Annotated in this window: 19 protein-coding genes; all 19 read left to right on the forward strand. The window is 46.3% G+C overall.

The genetic code is table 11. The features are described from left to right. Positions 1-42: 42 nt before the first annotated feature. The 19 genes from K360_RS0103220 to K360_RS0103310 are packed head-to-tail and all read left to right on the forward strand — an operon-like array spanning position 43 to position 20,455. Positions 43-633 carry a sigma-70 family RNA polymerase sigma factor gene (locus K360_RS0103220; protein WP_024821750.1) on the forward strand — a complete coding sequence of 197 codons (591 nt, stop codon included), beginning with the start codon at positions 43-45 and terminating at the stop codon, positions 631-633. A 49-nt stretch (positions 634-682) separates the two neighbouring features. After that, positions 683-1,312, forward strand: coding sequence for a hypothetical protein (locus K360_RS0103225; protein ID WP_024821751.1), 630 nt, complete (start codon positions 683-685; stop codon positions 1,310-1,312). Between the two features lie 35 nt (positions 1,313-1,347). Then, on the forward strand, positions 1,348-3,084 hold the full coding sequence (locus K360_RS0103230) for a BamA/OMP85 family outer membrane protein (protein ID WP_024821752.1): 1,737 nt from the start codon (positions 1,348-1,350) through the stop codon (positions 3,082-3,084). A gap of 18 nt (positions 3,085-3,102) precedes the next feature. Continuing rightward, entirely contained in the window at positions 3,103-4,347 is a 1,245-nt protein-coding gene (locus K360_RS0103235; RefSeq protein WP_024821753.1) for a hypothetical protein, read from the forward strand. A gap of 14 nt (positions 4,348-4,361) precedes the next feature. Beyond that, positions 4,362-5,411: a UDP-3-O-(3-hydroxymyristoyl)glucosamine N-acyltransferase gene (gene lpxD / locus K360_RS0103240; RefSeq protein ID WP_024821754.1), complete on the forward strand. Its 1,050-nt coding sequence runs from the start codon at positions 4,362-4,364 to the stop codon at positions 5,409-5,411. Beyond that, the gene (gene lpxC / locus K360_RS0103245; protein WP_024821755.1) at positions 5,408-6,244 is read left to right on the forward strand and encodes a UDP-3-O-acyl-N-acetylglucosamine deacetylase; all 837 of its coding nucleotides are present in this window, start codon (positions 5,408-5,410) and stop codon (positions 6,242-6,244) included. The genes lpxD and lpxC overlap by 4 nt, the downstream gene beginning before the upstream one ends. 18 nt (positions 6,245-6,262) lie before the next feature. After that, a complete protein-coding gene (gene fabZ, locus K360_RS0103250) occupies positions 6,263-6,712 on the forward strand; it encodes a 3-hydroxyacyl-ACP dehydratase FabZ (RefSeq protein ID WP_024821756.1) in 450 nt (149 codons plus the stop codon). Between the two features lie 7 nt (positions 6,713-6,719). Continuing rightward, a complete protein-coding gene (lpxA, locus tag K360_RS0103255) occupies positions 6,720-7,526 on the forward strand; it encodes an acyl-ACP--UDP-N-acetylglucosamine O-acyltransferase (protein ID WP_024821757.1) in 807 nt (268 codons plus the stop codon). Continuing rightward, positions 7,516-8,013, forward strand: a complete 498-nt coding sequence (locus K360_RS0103260) for a KdsC family phosphatase (RefSeq protein WP_024821758.1) — start codon at positions 7,516-7,518, stop codon at positions 8,011-8,013. Before lpxA ends, K360_RS0103260 begins: the two co-directional genes overlap by 11 nt. Beyond that, a complete protein-coding gene (locus tag K360_RS0103265; protein WP_024821759.1) occupies positions 7,997-9,109 on the forward strand; it encodes an LptF/LptG family permease in 1,113 nt (370 codons plus the stop codon). The genes K360_RS0103260 and K360_RS0103265 overlap by 17 nt, the downstream gene beginning before the upstream one ends. Before the next feature lies 1 nt (position 9,110). Continuing rightward, positions 9,111-9,926, forward strand: coding sequence for an LpxI family protein (locus K360_RS0103270; RefSeq protein WP_024821760.1), 816 nt, complete (start codon positions 9,111-9,113; stop codon positions 9,924-9,926). Further along, positions 9,911-11,008, forward strand: a complete 1,098-nt coding sequence (gene lpxB / locus K360_RS0103275; protein WP_024821761.1) for a lipid-A-disaccharide synthase — start codon at positions 9,911-9,913, stop codon at positions 11,006-11,008. The genes K360_RS0103270 and lpxB overlap by 16 nt, the downstream gene beginning before the upstream one ends. After that, a complete protein-coding gene (locus tag K360_RS0103280; RefSeq protein ID WP_024821762.1) occupies positions 11,005-12,111 on the forward strand; it encodes a glycosyltransferase family protein in 1,107 nt (368 codons plus the stop codon). The genes lpxB and K360_RS0103280 overlap by 4 nt, the downstream gene beginning before the upstream one ends. Continuing rightward, a complete protein-coding gene (locus tag K360_RS0103285; protein ID WP_024821763.1) occupies positions 12,108-13,868 on the forward strand; it encodes an ABC transporter ATP-binding protein in 1,761 nt (586 codons plus the stop codon). The genes K360_RS0103280 and K360_RS0103285 overlap by 4 nt, the downstream gene beginning before the upstream one ends. Then, the gene (locus K360_RS0103290) at positions 13,852-16,116 is read left to right on the forward strand and encodes a lipid-A-disaccharide synthase-related protein (protein WP_024821764.1); all 2,265 of its coding nucleotides are present in this window, start codon (positions 13,852-13,854) and stop codon (positions 16,114-16,116) included. Before K360_RS0103285 ends, K360_RS0103290 begins: the two co-directional genes overlap by 17 nt. Positions 16,117-16,133: 17 nt before the next feature. Further along, positions 16,134-16,991: a 3-deoxy-8-phosphooctulonate synthase gene (gene kdsA, locus K360_RS0103295; RefSeq protein ID WP_024821765.1), complete on the forward strand. Its 858-nt coding sequence runs from the start codon at positions 16,134-16,136 to the stop codon at positions 16,989-16,991. A 2-nt stretch (positions 16,992-16,993) separates the two neighbouring features. Further along, positions 16,994-18,001 carry a KpsF/GutQ family sugar-phosphate isomerase gene (locus K360_RS0103300; RefSeq protein ID WP_024821766.1) on the forward strand — a complete coding sequence of 336 codons (1,008 nt, stop codon included), beginning with the start codon at positions 16,994-16,996 and terminating at the stop codon, positions 17,999-18,001. 13 nt (positions 18,002-18,014) lie between these two features. Continuing rightward, complete coding sequence (locus tag K360_RS0103305; protein ID WP_024821767.1) at positions 18,015-19,253, forward strand: 3-deoxy-D-manno-octulosonic acid transferase; 1,239 nt, start codon at positions 18,015-18,017, stop codon at positions 19,251-19,253. Next, positions 19,250-20,455, forward strand: coding sequence for a hypothetical protein (locus tag K360_RS0103310; protein ID WP_024821768.1), 1,206 nt, complete (start codon positions 19,250-19,252; stop codon positions 20,453-20,455). The genes K360_RS0103305 and K360_RS0103310 overlap by 4 nt, the downstream gene beginning before the upstream one ends.

Below are 20,455 nucleotides of genomic sequence, written 5' to 3' on the forward strand. Positions count from 1 at the left end.
TTTCGTAATCGCTCTATGATGCGGCGAGGAGGGGGAAGACTGTTGGGCGAAACATTTGATGATAATCGATCTACGCGCCTTTCTCCAGAACGAGAGGCTCACCTCTGGATTCGATGTCATAAAGATGACGAAGCGAGAGAGGAACTCATTATATCTTATCGTCCGCTTGTTTTTTGGTTAGCGCAAAAGTTTCAGGTAGCCCCATCTTCTTATCCTGACCTGGTTCAGGAGGGAATGCTGGCTCTTATTAAAGCTGTGGATAATTTTGAGCCAGAGCGACAATTAAAGTTCACGACGTATGCGTTCTATCGCATTAAGGGGCAAATGGTTAACTTTCTACAGAGGTCTGAGGCAAAAGCTCCTGTTCCTGTAGATGTGGAAGAGGAATTGGTGGCAATGGACAGCTTTTCTCCGGATCTTTATGATCTTTCCCTCACTCTTTCTCATGAGGTCAAAAAATTGCCTCAGAGAGAAGCAGAAATTGTTGCGGATATGTTTTTTAAAGGGCATGATGCAAAGGAAGTTGCTCAGGAGCATCATATCGATGTAAGCCACGTATATCGCCTGAAGCGGAATGCTCTAGCGAGGCTTCGTAGCTGGCTCTTGCCAGACCATGCCACTAAAGAGATATGACTGGTGATAATGAAAAGAGAAGGCTCATTATTCCGGGAGTGGTGGAAGTATGGAAAAACGTATCTTAAGGGTTATGCGATGGCTGGAACGGTGTCTTTACGCATCAAGAAGGAAGGCGTGGCACAATGCTTTATCTGAAATGGAATGTGCCAGAGCAGAACTGGAAGAAGCACGACAGGAGTTGTGGCGACTTGCTGCTTGTGAAGAAAAGGCAGTACACGGGAAAACGACTCTGGGTTTTGTCGTGAAATCCCTGGGCCTTGCCTTTCTTTTCCTTTGTGCAATCTCCGCACCTCTCTCTGTCCCCATGCAGAATGCCCACAGGGTTTTAGTAGCAGATCGTTCCCAGGAACCGGTTCTTGAATGGCTTACCATTGATGAACAGGCGTTGTTAACGGCTTTACGTCGCAATCTTAGCGAAAGCAATATAGAAGCTATGCGACAAAAAGGGGAAGAGGAGGAGGGGAAACCGTATCAGCTCCCTCGTCTGGATAGGGGGCCGACAGCAGTAGCGCTGAGAAGTGAAAAATCTACTATTGTGGAGACAGAAGGACAACGGAATATAGAAGGCAAGGAAAACGAAAAAAATATATCCCTCGATCGGATTTTGACTCTTGTGCAAGTGGGGCAAAAAGCCCTTCGCGATCAGGGACCAGCAATCGTTGTTAATCGGCAGTAATCTTTAAGCACCTTTTCCGGAAGGAGAGATCGTGTGTGAAGCGATCAATATGTGTTTTTTTCGTATGTGTTGCGTTAGTGGGGCTTCTCTGTAATGGGGTTGGGGCTCAAGAGGCGAACGTGGCTTCTCTTAGTGTTCGTGGCAACGAACATGTGGTAGCAGAACATATTCTTTCTGCGGTTGGCACCAAAGCAGGGGAACCTCTCAATAAAGAACAGCTTCAGAAAGACGTGGAAGCCATTTATGAATTGGGATTTTTCTCTTTTGTTGATGTAGATCTTTCGGCTGCAGAGGGAGGAGTTGCTGTTGCGTACGTAGTTAAGGAGAATCCTGTCGTCGAAAAAATAGAGCTTTCCGGAAATACTGTTTACAGCGATGAAGAGTTACTGAAACTTGTTTTTACTACACCAGGGACGGTCTTTAATAGGGTCTTTTTTAGGCATGATCTTGAGCGTATCCAAGAAAAGTATCAAAAAGATGGTTATGTCATGATGCGCATAGCAGACGTGCAGATTGAAGGCGGCATTATTAATGTCCAGATTTTAGAGCCTGTGGTGGGTGATATTATCATCCAGGGGAACACAAAGACGAAAACCTATGTCATTGAACGGCAGATTAAAGTAAAAAAAGGCGACATATTTAACGCAACTGTTTTGCGTCATTCCATTAATAAAATTCAGATGTTGGGATATTTTGAAGATGTAAGTGTAGGTTTTGAGCCAGGCGATTCTCCTATGGCTACAAATGTTATTGTAACGGTAGAGGAGAAGAAAACTGCCTCAGTGGGGCTTTCCATTAGCCACGGAACGGAGAGCGGTTGGTCTGGCGGTCTCTCGTATACGGATGTGAACTGGAAGGGAAAAGGGCATAAAGCGGAAATAGGTTTTGAAACGGGAGATAATGAGCAGTACTGGGTCTCTTACACAGAGCCTTATATGGATGAAATCCATTATTCGTGGAAAGTCGGAGCTTACAAGAGAATGTGGGAAGATCGAGGGTACTATCGAGACAATATAGAACGGCTCGAATACGATGAAGAACGGACAGGGGCCTATATTGGCGCCGGGAAAAAGTTCTCTCATGATCCTTTCCTGAGCTGGTATCTCACCCTCGACTGGCATGATGTGGATGTCTCCAATATTCGAGAGAAAAATTCTGCTACAGAAGCGGATAAAGAAGATTTAACGAAGGGCACGACCTTCGCAGTTCTTGGAACCTTGACAAGAAACACTTTAGATGAATATTTGAGTTACTCGAAAGGGAATATTATAGATCTCAACGTAGAGCATGCTATGGATTTTTTCGGGGCTGACTGGACGTATACAAAGTACTGGCTCCAGGGACGTTTTTATGCCCCATTAACAGGATTCAAAAATTTCTTCGACCTTAACATTGGAACAGAAGATAACCCTCCAATTTTTGCGGCGAGAACTCGAATAGGCTTCTCTTCAGGAACTATTCCTTCTGCTGAGCGTTACTCTGTTGGTGGTACAAATACTCTTCGCGGCTATGATGGAGGTCAGTTTGAAGGGGACGAAATGTTCCTGGCTAATTTAGAATTCCGGTTGCCCATAGAAAAAGCTTTTGGTTTTGTACTCTTTTACGATACTGGAAATGCTTGGAGAGGCCAAGATAATTTTAGCCTTTCCGATCTCCATGATTCTTGGGGAGTGGGCGTGCGGGTGAAAACCCCTCTCGGGAACCTTCGGCTTGATTACGCTCAAGGAGAAGACGAGAATAAAACCCACTTTGGTTTCGGAGAACTCTTCTAAGGAGTGAGACCATCTGTTATGGTGAAAAGGTGCGGGGCTGTAGCCGCTGCGTTTTTGGCTGCGGCCCTTCTTTTTGTTGGCAGTCCTCTCTACGGGGCTGTTAAAATCAAAGGAATGCAGCCTTGGATGCAAGGTAGCGCAGAGAAAAGTCTCAATGCTGTGTGGCAGGAAATGGAGTCCACAGTTCCTCTTGCAGATCGCCTCTCCATGTTAACTCTCGTAGCAGAGCGCCTTTTCCTGGGATACTCCATTAAGACCCCCCAATGGAGTGGGACTGATGTACTTTTGCCAGTTTCATCTACGAACCCTATTTTATGGCAGGTACATGTTATTCAACCTGTTTTACCTTACCCCACAGACCAGTGGTTTTATGAAGATACGAAAGATCTACAGTCGCAGCTGTTAAAAGCTTTAGATCAAGTGCCTGTAGAAGCCTTGGGGTGGGCTGATATGGCTTTGAAACAGGAAATAGAAGCCCTATCAGGGCCTCGTTTGCCTGGTTGGGACGTATCTTTGCAGGTCCAGATCGATAGTGAGGGTGGTGGTGCCACTCTTAATGTGGCGTTTTTACCACAACAACCATTGGTTCTTGCTATTACACCTACTGTTCAATCATCTTCGCTTCCGGTTGCTTTTCAGTCAGATCTGAAAGATAATCTCCAGTCAGGTCTTTTCCCGGTCATTGGGCTTCCTGTTCAATGGGTGGACGTTCATAAAAAAGAAGTAGAAGAGCTGGCAAGACAATCTCTTGCAGGTCGTAATATAGTGGAAAATTCCAAAGCCCAGGTAGATGTCGCCTTTAAACCATCGCAGATAGCGAAAGCTGATGCAGTGGTAGAAAGCCCCCGTTTTACAATTCAAGCTTGGGCAGCTGCTTATGGGGGGACAGATGATAGATACCCGGAACTGGGGCTTCATGTAGGAAGAAAGGCTCTTCCTCTAAGCGGTTGGGATGTAGAGCTTTATGGGGAATGGATCCTTTCGACCAATGACTGGGGGCTTGAAAGCCGTTGGGGAGCTCGCTGGCGGTACTTCCCTCGCTTGTTGTTCGGAGTGGAATTGGCATATCCGGGAGAAGAAATATGGTGGCGTTTTTGGTTGACAGGAAAAGTAAAACAGCCGTATTTCTGGGTTCGTTTTAGCGAAAACAGCGAAAAGAACATGGGAGTGGGGTATCGGTTGAATGAGTTTTTATCTATAGAATTGCATTATGACGAGCGCGATGATGACCAATGGAGCATTCGCGCTGTAGGAAATTTGTAAGGGGGACGGCGAGAGTGAAAAAAGTGCCTGACGTTTCCGTGACGCTCCGTCAAATCGCGGATTATATTGGCGGGACAGTGGTGGGGGATCCTGAGCATGAGGTTCATGCTGTAGTTTCTCCTGAAAAAAGTGCAAAAAATACAGTTTCTGTTATTTGGGAAGAACGAGAACTAGGGAAAATGGGGGGTGAAGGGTTTCTTGTGGGGCCTCCATCTTTTTTTAATGGCCAGAGAGAGGGAGTTCTGGTCTCAGATCCTAGAGAGGCTTTTGTCAAGCTTCTTTTTCTTTTCAAAAGTCCAAACAAGAGGGGAAAGGGTGTTCATCCCACGGCACTAGTAGCTGAAACAGCTCGCATCTCACCTTCTGCTTTCATAGGACCTTTTTGCGTGGTAGAGGATAACAGCGTTATTCACGATCACGTTGTACTTGAAGCTCATGTTTATATAGGGGCAAATTGTGAAGTGGGTGCTCACTCTGTTATAGAGCCCATGGCTGTCTTATTTTCCGATGTTTTGGTAGGGGAAAGAACTCTTATTCATAGCGGTGCTGTTATAGGTTGTGATGGGTTTGGAATTATCCCTTCTCGTTGCCCCAAGGAGCGGCCTGTCAAAATACCTCAGGTAGGTGGTGTGGTAATAGGGGACGATGTGGAGGTGGGAGCCTGTTCCACCATCGATCGTGGTACTCTCGATAATACGTATATAGGAGCTGGAGTGAAAATTGACGATCATGTTCATGTAGCGCACAATGTGCGGATAGGCGAGAATTGTATTCTTGTCGCCATGACGGGGTTAGCGGGAAGTACTGAGCTTGGGGAAGGCGTTATAATGGCAGCCCGTAGCGGAGCTAAAGACCACGTAAAAATAGGAGATCGTGCCCAAGTTGCGGCCATGAGTGGAGCTGTTAAAGACGTAGCACCTGGAGTAGTGGTGTCAGGGTTTCCTGCGAGGGACCACAAGGAACATTTCAAAGCTCAAGCTCTTTATCTGCGATTGCCTGAAATATTCTCCAGGTTGAGGGAGCTTGAGAAAAAAATAAAAAGTCTAGAAGAGGAGAAAGAATGACCCCTCTTTATACGCTGGCTTCCCCAATAATTTTTAGAGGGGTGGGGCTTCACTCAGGCGCTCCATGCTCTGTGGAGTTGAAACCTTCCACAGAGGATCGGGGTATTCTGTTCAAAATCAATGGTGAATACTTCCCCTTGAATAGTGCGGAATTCTCTGGGGATGGTCGAGGAACAGAGCTTCTTTTCCCTGGTGGCAGAAGAGTAAGGACAGTGGAGCACCTTTTAGCAGCTTTAGGGGCTATGGAAATTGGTCAGGTTGTGGTTGCTGTAATTGGTCCGGAAATTCCTATACTAGATGGGGGTTCTTTTTCTTTTGCGAAGGGAATACAGGAAGCAGGACGAGCGACAACAGGAGTTTTGAGCGAACCTTTAAAACTGCTCGTTCCTTTAGTGGAGAAAGACGAGACAGGGAATCGGATCCTCATGGCTTTCCCAGAGGATTGCCTCTCTATAACGTATATTATCGAATATTCGAATCCGGTAATCGGTACGGAGATATTTGACTTTCGAGTAACACCGGAAGGTTTTTTAACCCAAATAGCTCCTACGCGTACCTTTGCTCTAGATGAAGAAATGGATGACCTGATAGGTCGGGGTCTTGCAAAAGGCGGAACTCTTAGCAATGCTATTCTAGTAACAGGAAAAAAAGCAGAAACTGAGGGAGGTCTTCGTTTTCCTAACGAATTTGTTCGTCACAAAGTCCTCGATATAATTGGAGACCTTACGTTGCTTGGGCGCCCTCTCCATGCTCATATTGTGGCTATTAGGACAGGGCATGAAATGCATCTTCGGCTGGTTCGCCGGCTCAGAGCGTTGGAGAGCCGCTGCTAGTGAAAGGAGAACGTAAAAATGATCAATATCGATAGGATAATGGAAGCACTTCCTCATCGCTACCCCTTCCTTCTTGTAGATAGGATATTGGAGGTAGAAGAAGAGAGAGTTGTGGGGCTTAAAAATGTCTCTATTAACGAACCTTTCTTTCAAGGCCACTTCCCTGGAGAGCCTGTAATGCCGGGAGTCCTGATCCTTGAGGCTATGGGGCAAGTAGCAGCTATGATGATTATCTGTCGTCCCAATATGGGAGATATGATTACATATCTCACCGGCGTTGATAAAGCGCGATTCCGTCGGCCAGTTCGCCCTGGCGATCAACTTATTACCACTGCTGAAATAAAAAAAGTTCGAGGCCGTGTAGGGAAGGTGTGGGCCAAAGCGGAAGTAGATGGAGAATTAGCGGCGGAGGCAGAATATAGTTTTATAATGGCGGAGCGGCTATCTGGAAAGACAACGGAGGATTAAGAATAATATGAGCGTAACTATTCATTCAACAGCTCTTGTGTCTCCTCAGGCTGAAGTGGAAGATGGAGTTGTTATTGGACCTTATTGCATAGTTGGAGATCGTGTTCACATAGGTAGGGAAACAGTTCTCGAAGCATACGTACGTATTTTAGATTACGTTGAACTCGGCGCAGAATGTCATGTTTTTGAAAATGCGATTCTTGGCAGAGAACCCCAGGATCATGGTTTTAAAGGGGAAGAATCGTGGGTGCGCATAGGAAACAGCGTTACATTAAGAGAAAATGTTACAATTCACCGAGCCAGCGGAGAAGGGGCGGTGACGTCGGTGGGGGACGGCTGTTTTATTATGGAAGGTGTTCATTTAGGGCATAATGTGCACATAGGGAAAGGTGTCACCATAGCGAACAAAGCTGGGCTGGCTGGGTATGTTTCTATAGATGATGGAACAGTTATTGGCGGCATAGCAGGCATACATCAGTTTGTTCGGGTTGGACGCTACTGCATGATCGGAGGACTTTCCAAAATTGTCAAGGATGTGCCTCCTTTTCTTCTTGTCGATGGGCATCCTGCCTCTGTGCATGGTATCAATCAAGTAGGATTAAAAAGGGCGGGTTTTTCTTCTCATGATCGAATGGAAATAAAACGTCTTTATCATAATCTGTATCATTCAGGCCTTCCCTTCAGATCTGCTGCGGAAAACATAGAAACAGAAAACAACCCTAACGCCGCAGAAGTTGTTGCTTTTATTCGTCAGGCCAAAAGAGGTATCAGTCCCTGGCCCAGAGAAATAAGGAGAGAAGACGATGACCATTAAGCTTCTTGCTCTGGATGTAGATGGTACGCTTACTGATGGTGGCGTCTATCTCGATGGGCGAGGCAGCGAGTTTAAACGCTTTGATATCCAGGACGGCATGGGAATTGCGAGGTTGCGTAAAAGCGGTGTCCATATAGCTATTATTAGTGGCCGTTATTCTTCTGCTACAGAAGGCCGTGCCCGAGAGCTTGGTATCGATCTCATTTATAACGGAGTCCCCAATAAATATGAAACTCTTCTTGCCGTAGCGAAAATGCTGGATCTTCTCCCCTCAGAAATAGCCTATGCCGGAGATGATGTAAATGATGTTGAATGCATTACCTGGGCAGGTCTAGGCTGTGCTGTGGCTAATGGAGTAGAAGAAGCTAAAAAAGCAGCAGATTTTGTTACCGCTGCATCAGGGGGGCGCGGGGCTGTAAGAGAAATAGCAGAATATATATTAAGAAACAACAAAATAGAGGAAACAGGGTGTGGCTCTGGTGCGTAGACACGGTAGAGGTATTCTCGATCGTTTCATTTTAAAAGAGATGGCAGGGCCTTTTATCTTCGGTGTAATGTCTTTTACCATGGTTTTTGTTGCGGGGGATCTTCTTTTTCAGATCGCCAGTTTGATTATTGAGAAAGGAATCTCTCTCGGTGTCGTGGTTAGACTTTTCCTCTATCGCTTACCAGAGGTTATTATTCTTACCCTTCCCATGGCTTGCTTGCTCTCTTCGTTGTTGACATTCGGCAAGCTTTCGGCGAACAGTGAACTAGTAGCGTTAAAGGCGTCAGGAATTGCTTTCCAGAGGATTTTACGCCCTGTCATTTGGGGGGCGATTATTGTAGGTTTTGCTGCATTGATTTTAAATGAAACTGTCGTTCCTTTTTCAAATCGTGCTGCTGAAAACCTTATGCGCTATGAGGTAATGCGAGAGAAGCCTTCTCTTTTGCAGGAGCAGGTTTTTTTGCGAGACGAGAGCCAGGGAGAGTTGAATCGAGTTATTTACATCGAAAAGCTCCAGCCCCGAAAAGGAACCATGAGTAACATCTTGGTTCAAGAATTTGAAAAGGGCAAACTTCGAAGAATAACTGTAGGAAAAACGGGACTATGGAAAGATGGGAAATGGTGGCTTAATGATGGGGAAGTCTATCAGGTTGGAGAGACGGGCAAAGTTGAGCTTCTTTTTCATTTTGATCGCCAGCATTTTGAATTAGATCTCTCTCCTCAGCAAGTAGAACAGGCGTCACGGAAACCTAAGGAGATGAGCGCCACAGAGCTTTTAGTCCACATCCGACTTCTCAAAGCTCAGGGGGCTAGGCTTGCTCCTCTTTGGGTTATGTTCCATCTTAAATTAGCTGTCCCTTGGGCCAGTGTTGTGTTAGCTATATTAGGCGCCAGCCTTGGAGTTCGTTCTCATCGGACAGGATCTGGAGTCGGATTTGGTTTGAGCGTTGTTATTGTTTTTGTTTATTACGTGGTCATGTCTTTTTGTAAAGCCTTGGGAGAAACAGAGCATATGATGCCTTTTATAGCGGCATGGTTACCGAATGTGCTCTTCCTTCTCGTAGGGAGTTTCTTTGCTCGGAAGGCGAATGATTAAAATGAATAATATTGTTGCAATTATAGCGGGGGATGGGGCCCTCCCAGAGGCCATATGTTCTAAACTTCATCGAGAGGGGATTCCTGTATATCTTTTTCCCCTTGCAGATGATGTTCGCTCGCTGTCGCCGTATGTGACAGAAATTATTCCAGTAACTTCACTTAACCTTCAGGTTCTCTTAGAAAAGATGTTAATAAAAAAGGTGGACACTGTTATTCTTGCAGGCCGAGTTCCTAAAAGCCTTATGTACAATCGAGCAGCTCTTGACGAATTATTGCGTTTATCTCTATGCAATGGCGGCACGAACGATGATCATGCTTTGTTGGGGCGTATTGTGCAAACTATTGAGAGATCAGGACTTCGAGTGGCTGGATACAGGTCTATTGTCCCGGAACTTCTGGCTGAAATGGATTTTATAGCGGGACGCCAACCTACAGAACAAGAAAAAAGAGACATAGAATATGGTCGATATATTCTCTCCCACACGTTATCCCTTTCTTTCGGACAGAGCGTGGTTGTTTGTGACGGTTCGGTTGTAGCGATTGAGGCTATGGAAGGGACAGACGCCATGTTGAAACGAGCCGGAGAACTTGTACGCGGCGGCAGTGTCGTAAAGATGATGCGTGCCGATCAGGATGAACGTTTCGATATCCCAGTGGTGGGTCCTCTTACTCTTGAGGGGATGAAAACTGCGGGCCAGACATGTCTCGCCTTAGAGGCAGGACGCACCCTTATTTTAGAAAAGGAACAATTCCTTCAGCTTGCAGAATCTGCGAATATTTCTGTAGTGGGGGTTGAATCTTGTCAGTCTTTATAAGTTGTGGAGAACCGTCAGGGGATCACTATGCAGCCTTATTGATTGGTTCCCTTCGGAAAATAACGTCTCGCCCTATCTTCGGAATGCTGGGGAAAGAAGGACAACAAGCTGGAGGAGAGGCCCTTTGGTCTATAGATCAGTTAAGCCTTATGGGAACATCTGATATTATCTCTGCCATACCACGACTTCTTTCATTGAAAAAGACCATGGTCGATTATGTACTCCAAAAACGACCAGAGAGAATTGTCGTCATAGATAGTCCAGATTTCCACATTCCCCTTATTCGAAGCCTTCGTAAAAAAGGGTACAAGAAACCTATCTTTTACATTGCCCCCCCTACCGTATGGGCTTGGCGCTCGCGACGAATTCAATCGTTGCGTCGATATTGTACAGCTGTATTTCCTCTTCTAAGATTCGAGCATCTCTTTATGATTCGGCATGGTGTCCCTTCTGTATGGAAAGGGCATCCTTTCCTGGATGAATATGGGGCAGATTCTGTCACAGAACCTTCAAGTCGTACCATAGCTCTTTTGCCCGGAAGTCGAAAAGGGGAGGTAAAGAGACTTCTCCCTGTCCTTTTGGAATGTGCTGCTCTTTTTAAAGAAAAAGGGTATAATCCTGTTTTTTCGATTGCTCCTAGTTTCTCCTCAAAGTATCGAGAAGACCTAAAGGGAAAATTGATATCTTGGGATATTTTTGAAGGGAAAGGCATAGAGCTTATGAAAAAAAGTTGTCTTGTTATAGGGGCCAGTGGTACGGCAGCTCTAGAAGCGATGATGGTCAATCGTTTTATGGTGGTTATGTATAAAGGTTCCTTCATGTCGTGGTTTATCTATAAAATGATGGTGAAAACTCCATGGGTATCCTTGCCTAATATTATGGCAGGGGAGCAAGTATATCCCGAACTTTTACAGAAAAAAGCATCCTCCCACCGAGTAATGGAGGAAGCCCTTGCTTATCTTTCTGATCCCCTTGTAGCTGCGAGGAAACATGCAGATCTGGCCAGGGCTCGCTCTGGAATGGGGGAGTCGGGAGCTGTAGCCCTCTGGGCAGAAACAATCCTTCGAGGCGAAGTGCAATGAAACAGGTGACCCTTCTTGTAAATGGCCCGGGAGAACTTTGGGGATGGTGTCGCCCTCTTACGAAGTCTCTGAAGCAGATGGCCTATCAAGTTACCATTTGGCTTTTACCCTGTCAGTTTTCCACTGGCAGAGAAATGGAGGTAGCTCTTCGTTTAGGGGCTGATGTTGTTGTGGGACCTCTTTCTGCAGGAGCCACGTTAGCGGCATTCCATCATCATAATACAGATATAGTTATACAGCTTGGCGGGGATTTGGTTTTTGGCCGCATCCTCGCCCGGCAGAATAAATCGCCTCTTTTATGTTATACCTATGGTGGAAAGAAAGGGCTTCAGCGTTGCGATAGTGTCCTTACAGCTTTTCGGGCTATGGCCGATACACTGCCACAAAAAACGGTAGTAGTAGGAGATTTGGTACAAGAGGGGTTGGCCATGGATTCGGGCCTTTCTCCCTGGCAAAGAAAAGATGGGGTCAAAATAGCGTTTTTCCCTGGCAGTCGACCGGCTATTCGCTCAAGGGCGCTTCCGTTTCTCTCAGAGGTCAGGTCTTTCCTTAGCAAAAGAATTAAAAATCTCCAGGTCGCGACACTTCTTTCTCCCTTTGCACACGTCGAAGAGCTTAACGCATGGAAAAAACAAGGATTAAATCCTACATGTACTGGAACGGCTGTGGCCCTTCGGGAAGCAGATCTGGCCCTTACGCAACCAGGGACCAATACCTTAGAGTTGATGTATATGGGAATTCCAACTCTTGTTGCAGTTCCTTTCGCCTTCTTGCAGGTGATCCCTCTCTCCGGGCTGGTGGGACTTACGGCAGCTTTGCCTGTAGTGGGGCCTGTGTTGAAAGAAAAAGTTTTACGTTCCATGGCACGTCGGCGAACATATTATGTAGCTTGGCCTAACCGATTGGCCCACCGACAGATCATGAAGGAAACTGTAGGGGAGCTTACTCCAAATGAGGTGGCGTTGCAGCTTGTGTCTCTCTATGAAGACAGAGAAAGTTATGAAGCCCAGCGAATGTTGCTTCATCATTGGGCGAACCTTGCTCCGAAAAACCCATCTCAAGTAATCTGTAGCATTGTGGAAAGGCTGTGTGTTTGTTCATGAAGAGTAAAAAACACATCTATTTTCGTTTGCTAGGTTATACGAAGCCTTATTTTGGGAGACTTTTGGCGGCTCTGGGCTGTATGGTGCTGTCTTCCGTCTTTACAGTGATACCTCCATGGCTTCTGAAAAACGTAGTAGATGATGTGCTTATCGCTAAAAAAATGATGGTCTTGAATGTGCTTTCCATAGGGCTCGTATTCCTCTTTATTGGCAAGGGGATAGCCTCTTATGGCCACCAGTACCTCATGAATTGGGTGGGGCAGCGTATTGTTATGGATTTGCGTGTGCGTCTTTATGATCATATGCAGAGAATGTCTTTACGATATATATATGGGAAACGCATTGGAGAACTTATGTCGCGTATTACCAACGATGTGAATGTACTCCAGAATATGGTGACGACTGTAATAGTAGACTTGGTAGTGCAAGGTATTACTTTTTTAGGAATGTTAGGGTTCCTTATTTATATTAACTGGCGTCTTACACTGGTTACCTTCGCTGTTCTCCCTGTAACTGTATGGATTCTTGACCATGCCTCTAAAAAACTTCGTATTGTGGGGCATAATATCCAGGAGGAACTGGCCCGGCTCTCTGCCACTGTACAGGAGGCTTTATCTGCCATTCGCATCGTCAGGTCTTTTGTAACAGAAGATTTGGAATCCAATAGATTTAAAGATCAAAACAAGGCTAATTTTAAAGCATTAATGCATGGAGTTCAGGTGCAATCTGCTCTTTCAGGTATTATTGAAGTTATACTTATTGCCGCTCTAGCCTTGATTTTGTGGCTTGGAGGCCGCGATGTAATTTATGGAGCCTTGACCCCTGGCGAGCTTATTGCTTTTTTAGGCTATCTTGGTTTTTTAGTTCAACCTATTCGCGTCTTTACCAGAGTTGTAAGCAATATGCAGCTTGGCCTTGCCGCGTCAGAACGTATATTTGCAATTCTCGACACTCCTTGTGAGATCCATTCGCCCAAAAACCCTGTCCCTCTCGGCACGTTGAAAGGGGCAGTGACAATGGACGATGTTTGGTTTGCATATGTAGACGAACAGTGGGTTTTGAAAGGAGTGTCTCTTGAGGCTAAACCTGGGGAACGGGTTGCTATTGTAGGTTCTACTGGTGGAGGGAAATCTACTCTTATGGACCTCATTCCTCGATTTTATGATCCTCAGCGAGGATCTGTTTCTCTTGATGGACACAATGTGAAAAGCCTTGATCTCGTAGAGCTTCGGAAACAGATAGGTATTGTTCCTCAGGATCCTGTTTTGATGAAAGGGAGCTTGGCTTTCAATATCGCCTATGGTTTCCCAGATGCCACAATGGAAGATATTATTCGAGCTGCTCATATTGCGGGCATTCATGACTTTATCCAATCTCTCCCTGAAGGGTATGAAACGGAAGTGGGAGAGAGAGGAGTAACCCTTAGCGGTGGACAGCGTCAGCGTGTGGCTATCGCTCGTGCCATTATTCGTAACCCCCGCATTCTCATTCTAGATGAAGCTACTTCTTCTTTGGATGTAGCGGTGGAAAGCCAGGTACAGGAAGCTATGGAAAAGGCAATGGAAGGCAGAACATCTTTTGTGATCGCTCATCGTCTTTCCACTATTCGCAATGCCGATACCATTCTTGTCTTGAATGAGGGGAAAATTTCAGAGAGTGGTTCTCACGAAGAACTGCTTGTAAGAGGTGGATTGTATCGTCATCTCTACGATCTTCAGTTTGGTGGTGGAGAAACAGGTTATGAAAGTACTCCGTAGTTATCTTGATTGGGCGCGAGGGGATCGCCGAGTAAGTCCGTGGTCTCTCCTCATCCCCTTTGCTGGCATTTCTCACAGCCTGGTAGCAGCTCGTAACTACGCCTTTGACCACGGTCTTTTGGCGAGCTACGAGCCTTCTATTCCTGTTGTGAGTGTGGGTAATATTACCCTTGGGGGTACCAATAAAACTCCTTTTGTGGAGATGCTCTCTCGCCATTTCTTGGGAATGGGGATCCGGGTGGGTATTGTAAGTCGTGGATATGGAGGGCGAACCAACGATGAACCTGTAATTGTCCAGGGTTTTTCTGCTAATCGAGATATAGTAGGAGATGAACCGCTCCTTTTGGCTTCCCGGCTTTCAAATGTACCAGTAGCTGTTTCTCGAGATCGTCTCAAAGACGTGGAAGCTCTAAAAAAACATAATGTAGAGCTTATTGTGGCAGATGATGCCTTTCAGCACCGTCGGTTGGGCAGGGATGTGGATATTGTTCTGGTGGATGCGTGTTGTCCTTTTGGAAATGGGCGCCTTATTCCTGCCGGTATATTGAGAGAGCCTCCCAAAGCTTTAAAGCGAGCCCATATCGTAGTTATTACCAAAGCAGATCAGGTATCGAGTGAAGAACTTCGCGCTGTGCGAGAAAAACTTTTGAAATATGTCCCGGCTTCTCGTTTGTTTACATCGCGTCTTGAACTTAAAACATGGTCTTTTTGGCAAGGGAGCTGGAAAGATATTTCTGGGTTTGAAGCTCGAGATTTACCCATAGTCGCCTTTTCAGCTATAGGAAGTCCAGCAAGCTTTAGAAGGACCTTGGAGCAAGCAGGGCTTAACGTATTAAAAGAACTTCGCTTTAAAGATCATCATCGTTTTGATGAAAGAGACATGAATAGGTTAGGTTCTCTGCGCAAAGAATTGGGAGCTGCCTACCTCGTGTGCACAGAAAAAGACGTATATAATTTGCCTGAATGGGATGGAGACTGTCCGTTGCTCGTACCTATTATTTCTACAGTGATAGATGAGGAGCCTCGATTTTGGCGTATTATAGCCCAAACGCTGCAACCTCGCCTGGTGGTGGCTTCCAACGGGTATGGGGAGGATGCGATGGGAGCGTTGCTCGCAGAAAAGATCCGCAATCGTTTCCCTGGTGCTCTCATCTCTTCTTTTCCTATAGTAGGGAAGGGCGAGCAATATCGTAATGCTGGTTTTATAGTGGATTCTTCTCCGTCTGAATCTCCTTCTGGCGGTGTCATAAAATATCATCTTTCTGATTTATGGCGAGATCTGCGCTCTGGGTTGGTACGGCATATTTTTTCTCAATTTAAGGCTTGGCGGCGGTTGAGAGGTACTGTTCGGACACCTCTTTGTGTAGGAGATGTCTATCTCCTACTTCACACTTTATGGGGGCAGGGACAGCTTCCCTTGCTTGTTGCCACAGCAAAAACAGTTTACCTTAGTGGACATTGGCGACTTGAGCGTTTTCTCATAAAACATCGATGTAGACGAGTATGGACTCGGGACGCAGAGACAGCTAAAGAGTTATCCCGTTCCCGAGCCAATGCAGTTTTTGCAGGGAATCCAATAATGGATCTTACCTGTGATAATAATAGTGGATCCTTCCAATGGCCAGAACATAAAGGAGTGAAGGTCCTTCTTTTACCTGGAAGCCGGCAACGTGCCTATCAGGATATGAAAATGCTTCTTGACGCAGCGTTGCTCCTTCAGGCAAACACTCCATGTTCTTTTGTGGCCGTTATAGCTCCTTCTTTGGATGTGAGAGAGCTTGTGCAGGGAGCTCCTGGCTGGAAAGTTATTCAAAATGGCGCAGGCATAGAAAGAGATGGAATACAGGTGTTTTTCCATTTCGGCTCCCTTGTTTCAGTGGCTAATAACGCCCATATCCTTATAGGCCTCGGTGGAACCGCTAATCAGGTATGTGCAGGCCTGGGAGTTCCAGTGGTTTCTATTCGAGAGAAGGGGAAACTCGTACAGAAAAAACTATTGGGGAACTCTGAAGTCCTTGTGGCGCCTGAACCGAAAGCTTTGGCAGATGCTGCTTACGCTATCCTTACGGATAAGGAATTACGACAAGCGATGGCGGAAGAGGGGCGTCGGCGTCTCGGTGGCCCTGGTGCCCTTGATAATGTAGTGAACTACGTTGCAAAAGAATTAGGTTGGGATTTGCGTTGCCGAATATATGAAAAAGTGTTTTGCTTTGGCGTTTCCCATTCAGATGGGACGATTGAGGATTAAAGGCAGGGGATAGAAGAATGATACAAAAAGTACCTGTTGGAAATTTTACGGTCGGGGGCGACTCCCTCGTCATTATTGCCGGACCATGTTCCCTTGAGAGTCTCGAATTAGGGTTGGAAGTAGGGACAAAAGCTAAAGAGGTATGCGATAAACTCCATTTGAATTATATCTTCAAGGCTTCTTTCGATAAGGCCAATCGTACCTCAATCCATAGTTACCGCGGACCTGGTATGGAGGAAGGGCTTGAACAATTGGCTGAGATAAAACGTCGTTTAGGTGTTCCCATTCTCACCGATATTCACGAGTCGTGGCAAGCAGAACCAGTGGCGGAGGTGGCAGATATTTTACAGATTCCAGCCTTTCTTTGCCGTCAGACAGATTTGCTCGTGGCGGCCGCTGAAACGGGGCATCCTCTTCATATAAAAAAAGCTCAGTTCCTTGCTCCCCAGGATATGGCACAAGTAGTGGAGAAGTGTCGTGAAGCGAACAATCCTCACATTATCCTTTGCGAGCGGGGAACAACCATGGGATACAATCAATTAGTAGTGGATATGCGATCCCTTGTACTCATGCGCAGCCTAGGCTGCGCAGTTGTTTTTGACGCGACTCATAGTGTGCAAATGCCTGGGGGGAAAGGTTCTTCCAGTGGTGGTGACCGCCGTTTTGCCCTTCCTTTGGCCAGAGCTGCTGCTGCGATAGGCATAGACGGTCTTTTCATTGAAACTCATCCTAACCCCGCTCAAGCAAAGAGTGATGGTCCGAACATGGTCCCTCTCCATAAGCTGGAGTATTTTTTGCAACAGATTAGCGAACTATGGTATACCGTAGAACAGGGAATGGGAAAAACAGATATAGATTGGGCAGAGGAGGCGTAGCCATGGTGTGTCTTCCTCGTGAGCGAGCCGGTATAGATCTTGACGATGCATGTCTCTTGCAAATCGGGCGTAAGGTACTGCAACAAGAAGCCCAGGAATTAAACAAGGCAGCTGGGCGTCTGGGAAGCGAGCTCGTAAAAGCAGCAAGGCTGATACATGATTGTAAAGGACGTCTCGTTGTTATAGGGATGGGTAAGTCAGGTCTCATTGGGCGGAAAATAGCTGCAACTCTTGCTTCTCTTGGAACCCCTTCCTTCTTTCTCCACGCAGCAGAGGGATCACATGGCGATCTGGGCATGGTTTGCAGAGAAGATGTGGGGCTCTTCATCAGCAATAGTGGCTGTACCCATGAAGTTGTGGCGTTGCTTCCTTTTTTCCGTCGTCTTGGCGCTCCAGTGGTTTCCATCACAGGGGGGCTCTCTTCTCCTTTAGCGAAAAACTCGGATATAGTTCTTGATTCAAGCGTGGAGAGGGAGGCAGACCCTTTGAACTTGGCTCCAACGAGCAGCACCACGTTACAGCTAGCCATTGGAGATGCATTGGCTGGTATGGTTACGGAGCTTCGCGGTCTCGGCGAAGACGATTTCGCCCTCTTCCATCCTGGCGGAGCCTTGGGGCGCCGGCTTCTTACAAAAATAGAGGACGTTATGGGAGCGGGAGAAAAATTACCTGTCGTCAGAAACCACGTAAAAGTAAGTGACGCCCTTTTCGAAATGACGAGCAAGGGGTATGGTGCCACTATTATTGTGAATGAGAATGGAAAATTAGAGGGGATATTTACGGATGGAGACCTCAGACGTCTCATAGCTCGGCGAGGGGTAGAGTGCCTTACAGATGTTGTAGCTGGGGCTATGACGCGAAATCCTATTACTATAGGGCCTGATCGGCTAGCTGCCGAAGCTGTTCGTATTATGGAGGAAAAAGAAATTTCTGTAATAGTTGTGGTTAAGGATGATAAGCCTATAGGGATAGTTCACCTTCATGAAATTTTAAAGGCGGGGGTGGCATAAGCTGAACTATAGTATGTACCGAGCCCTAGTGTCTGCTGCCTACCTCGCAGTGTACCCTTGGTTGGCGAAGAGATACCAGATAGGGCTGTCTGAAAGAAAAGCTCTGTACGCTCCAGAAAAACAAAGGGTGTTTTCGGAAAGACCTTTATGGGTTCATGCTGTTTCAGTGGGAGAGGTCCAATCGGCGTGGCCTCTTTTAGAAGAGGTTCATACCGATCCGGTTTCCATTCCGGTAGTGCTTTCGACAACGACGCCTACCGGTCGTGCTATGGCGTATCAACTGACTCCCCATCTCTTTAACACCCATATATACTATCCTTGGGACATCCCTTGGATTATTAAAAGGGCTCTTGATAATATGAACCCTCGCGCCTATGCGGTAATAGAAACTGAAATATGGCCTAATCTATTGAAGGAACTTGAGAAGAGGCGTATTCCGGCTTTTCTCGTTAATGGAAGATTCTCTGTGTCTACCTCTGCGAGAGCTAAAAAAAGCGCTCATTTTTGGAGAGATATTTATTCTTGTTTTACCCGCCTTATGGTTCGTTCTGATAAAGATGCTGACCACCTTCTCTCTCTAGGAGTATCTGCCCATAAGATAGTTGTAACGGGAGATTGCAAAGTAGATGCTCTTCGTTTGCGCCATAAAGATGTAGATCTTTCTTTTTGGCAGAGCACTCTTGGCACAGAACGTCCGCTTTTTTTGGCAGGGAGTACCCACACTGGTGAGGATGAAATAGTGCTCAAGGCGTTTCGCATTGTTCGCGAACGTTTCCCAAAGGCTCGGCTTATTATTGTCCCCCGTCATCCCGAAAGAGCTGCTGATGTAGAGCGATTAGCTGGGAATGTTGCTCGTACCTGCCGGCTTTCTTCTTTGTCCGAAGGCTGGTCTATCTTAATAGTAGATAAAATAGGAGTTCTTTTTGAATTATATGGTGTTGTTGATAGTGCATTTATAGGAGGAAGCCTCGTCCCTAAAGGTGGACAGAACCTTATGGAGGCTGCTGCCTTTCGAGTGCCGGTGTGTCATGGCCCTCATATGGAAGATTTCCCTGAAGCGGCAGAAGCGCTGGGTGATCTTAATGTATCTGTAGTTGTCAGGAGTGCAGATGAAATGGCGAAGCGATGGATGGGAAGCCTCTCGCCATCTCTTAGAGAAACTGTTCAAAAAGGCTCGCGCCTTTATTTTGAACAGGTGGGAGGCGCCGCCCGAGCGTCGTGGAAAGAGATCCGAGAGGAGATGAGCATATGAATCTGAACAAGGATCTGTTAAAAAAATTCTACAATAATCTTGATTCGCGCTCTCAAGAGAGTTTAGATGAAGCGGTAGAGAAGATGATTGCGGTCAAGAAGCAAAATGGCAAAATTGTTGTTGCTACTGGTAGTGGCCCTAATATCCACGAGGGGGTAACTACTCTTATCGCTGAACTTATGGATAAAGGCATTATCGATGGAGTGACTACCAGTTCTGCTGTGGTAGGACATGAAATGGCAGGGGCCCTCGATAAAGTCAAAATGTGCAATGCAGCAGACCTCGGCTTCGAAGAACGTTTTATGCCGCGTGGCAATGTTTTTGAATTCACGCAGCTTACGGCCGATGCGCTACAACAAATTCGTCAAGAAATGGTGCTTGATGAACAGCTCCTTGAACAGGGGAATAAAGTTGACGGCCATATAGTTCTTAAAGCTGCTGGTAATATGGCATATCCGATGGGGCTTCGAAATGAAACGATAGCGGGAGAAATTTTAACCATATGCCGAGCGTACGGTCTCCCCTTTGAAGTTGTAGCTGGGTGGGGGGCCGATCATCACACCATGATCGGTATTGGAGCGGAAAAAGGACTTCCAGTACTTGTAAGTATCCCTCAGATGATTGGAAGTGGCCATGTCGGGATGGCTATTGGAGACAGCATTTCTATCTGCGAGCGTTCCATGCGTATCGCTCATATGTTGGGAGATGCCGATATCATTATAGAGTCGGCAGTAGCCCTGACCCAGGAAATTCATGACGGCCCCTTTGAATGTTATACAGGTCACGGCATTTGGTCGTGGTGGAAAGGCCTTCAAACCTATAGCCTTCGAGATAAGACATTGATCCGGATTGACCTCGACGAAAACTTGAGAAAAGCTCAGGATCTGCAGAAACAAAGTGCCATGATTCAGGAGGCCATCAATAAGGGGCTTCCTAAAACTAAAATATCAAGAATTCCTTTCCGTATGGAAATGTCTGCTTTTGCCCGACATGAAGGGAGCATTCCCATTATCGGTGATATAGGGCAAGTATGGCCTCTTATGGCGTGGCGAGTTGCCGAGGCTCTCAATATATCCCTCGATTTCATGAGCTATTCTCAGGAGACAGAGGAAGGGAAAGCCATGCGCGAGTGGATTGTGAATGAAGTGAAGTTCCTCAATAGGGGAAAGCTTCTCCAGAAAGCAAAGGAGTATCGACTATAA

The organism is Aminobacterium mobile DSM 12262 (assembly GCF_000526395.1).
Taxonomy (GTDB): Bacteria; Synergistota; Synergistia; order Synergistales; family Aminobacteriaceae; genus Aminobacterium; species Aminobacterium mobile.

What these genes read in the sequence shown, in the direction of transcription:
- K360_RS0103225 (WP_024821751.1), top strand. Translation starts at nt 683, where the DNA reads ATGGAAAAACGTATCTTAAGGGTTATGCGATGGCTGGAACGGTGTCTT.
- K360_RS0103235 (WP_024821753.1), top strand. Translation starts at nt 3,103, where the DNA reads ATGGTGAAAAGGTGCGGGGCTGTAGCCGCTGCGTTTTTGGCTGCGGCC.
- lpxC (WP_024821755.1), top strand. Translation starts at nt 5,408, where the DNA reads ATGACCCCTCTTTATACGCTGGCTTCCCCAATAATTTTTAGAGGGGTG.
- fabZ (WP_024821756.1), top strand. Translation starts at nt 6,263, where the DNA reads ATGATCAATATCGATAGGATAATGGAAGCACTTCCTCATCGCTACCCC.
- lpxA (WP_024821757.1), top strand. Translation starts at nt 6,720, where the DNA reads ATGAGCGTAACTATTCATTCAACAGCTCTTGTGTCTCCTCAGGCTGAA.
- K360_RS0103260 (WP_024821758.1), top strand. Translation starts at nt 7,516, where the DNA reads ATGACCATTAAGCTTCTTGCTCTGGATGTAGATGGTACGCTTACTGAT.
- K360_RS0103270 (WP_024821760.1), top strand. Translation starts at nt 9,111, where the DNA reads ATGAATAATATTGTTGCAATTATAGCGGGGGATGGGGCCCTCCCAGAG.
- K360_RS0103280 (WP_024821762.1), top strand. Translation starts at nt 11,005, where the DNA reads ATGAAACAGGTGACCCTTCTTGTAAATGGCCCGGGAGAACTTTGGGGA.
- K360_RS0103285 (WP_024821763.1), top strand. Translation starts at nt 12,108, where the DNA reads ATGAAGAGTAAAAAACACATCTATTTTCGTTTGCTAGGTTATACGAAG.
- K360_RS0103290 (WP_024821764.1), top strand. Translation starts at nt 13,852, where the DNA reads ATGAAAGTACTCCGTAGTTATCTTGATTGGGCGCGAGGGGATCGCCGA.
- kdsA (WP_024821765.1), top strand. Translation starts at nt 16,134, where the DNA reads ATGATACAAAAAGTACCTGTTGGAAATTTTACGGTCGGGGGCGACTCC.
- K360_RS0103300 (WP_024821766.1), top strand. Translation starts at nt 16,994, where the DNA reads ATGGTGTGTCTTCCTCGTGAGCGAGCCGGTATAGATCTTGACGATGCA.
- K360_RS0103305 (WP_024821767.1), top strand. Translation starts at nt 18,015, where the DNA reads ATGTACCGAGCCCTAGTGTCTGCTGCCTACCTCGCAGTGTACCCTTGG.
- K360_RS0103310 (WP_024821768.1), top strand. Translation starts at nt 19,250, where the DNA reads ATGAATCTGAACAAGGATCTGTTAAAAAAATTCTACAATAATCTTGAT.